We start from the raw sequence: 1,739 nt of genomic DNA on the forward strand, positions 1-1,739 counted from the left end.
ACCACCTTTGAAAACCATGATACCTTTAAAAGTGTTCTAAGACGTATTAAAGAAACAACCCTTCAAGCTTATCAGCATCAAGATGTTCCTTTTGAGCAATTGGTTGATCATTTAAATGTTCCAAGAGCGTTAAATAGTAATCCTATTTTCCAAAGTATGTTGGTTTTTCAGAATATAACAGCCAAAGAAGAAGCTTTGACTTTACATAATATAGAAATTACTTCAGTTTTTTCTAGCTATCCAATTGCTAAATTTGACTTAAGTATTTTAGCTCATGAGTATGAAGAAGGAATTAAAGTAGGATTCGAATATTCAACTGATTTATTTAATGAACTAACAATTAAGCAATTTGCTCAACATTTTAAAGAGTTAATTAAAGGCATTCTTCAAAATCCAAACCGACTAATCAATGAACTATCCCTTTTGACACTTCCAGAACAGCGTCAACTATTGTTTGAATGGAATAACACCTATTCAACTTTTTCAGAAAACAATAAATGTATCCATCATTTATTTGAAGAGCAAGTCGAGAAGACACCTCAGAACATTGCTCTTGTCTATGAAGACGAACAGCTGACGTATCAAGAGTTAAATGATCGAGCAAATCAACTTGCACATTATCTTAGAAGCAAAGGGGTTGGTCCTGACACACTTGTGGCCATCGCTGTAGAGCGATCCTTTGACATGATTATTGGTCTTTTAGGGATCCTCAAAGCAGGGGGCGCTTATGTGCCTTTAGATCCAAGCTATCCTTCAGAACGGCTTTCATTTATATTACAAGACACTAAAACTTCTATTTTAATTACGCAATCTTATTTACAAGAAAAGCTTAAACAAACTTTCTCTACTTATTTAGGTGAAACTGTTATAATTGACCAATGCTTAGAGAATTTTCAAACTCAACACTTTGATAATCTTACCTCTCTCACATTTCCTCATCATCTTGCTTATGCCATTTATACTTCTGGATCTCTTGGGAAGCCCAAAGGAGTATTAGGAGAGCATTCGGCAATTATAAATCGATTTTCTTGGATGTGGAATATTTATCCTTTTTCTAAAAATGAAACAGCTGTTTGTAAAACATCTTTATCTTTTGTAGACTCAATATGGGAAATTTTTGGTCCTTTATTAAAAGGGATTAAACTATTAATTGTTCCAAAACATAAAGAAAAAGAGGCTACTTACTTAATAAATGTAATCTCTAAAGATACTATCAAAAGATGTTTATTAGTCCCTTCTTTATTAAAGTCAATTTTACAATCTTCTCAAACTGAAATAAATAAAAATAACCATAAAGAAAAAAAACTTTTTATTGTTAGCGGAGAAGCTCTCAACTCTTCTATAATAAACATGTTTAAACAAATTTTCCCCAATGACCAATTATTAAATCTATACGGATCAAGCGAAGTTGCAGCAGATGTAACTTATCATTTAATCAACTCAGAAGAGAGGATATGCTCATTAGGAATAATTGGACATCCCATTGCAAACACTGAGATATATATCCTAGATACCTATCTTAATCCTGTTCCTGTTGGAGTAAGTGGCGAGATCTATATCGGAGGAGCTGGGCTTGCACGGGGATATCTAAACCGCCCAGATCTCACAGCAGAACGGTTTGTTCCGAACCCTTTTCTTCGAGCTAAAGATCCACAACTTCCTAAACACCTCAGACTTTATCGCACAGGAGATCTCGCGCGATATCTTCCAGATGGAAATATAGAGTTCTTAGGACGCAT

1 protein-coding gene is annotated in these 1,739 nt (G+C 34.2%); it reads left to right on the forward strand.

From position 1 onward, the window contains the following. Nucleotides 1-1,739, forward strand: a 1,739-nt coding sequence (locus JSS34_08830) for an amino acid adenylation domain-containing protein (GenBank protein ID MBS0186398.1), incomplete at both ends; no start/stop codon positions are given.

It is taken from the genome of Pseudomonadota bacterium (assembly GCA_018242545.1).
Taxonomy (GTDB): domain Bacteria; phylum Pseudomonadota; class Alphaproteobacteria; order 16-39-46; family 16-39-46; genus 16-39-46.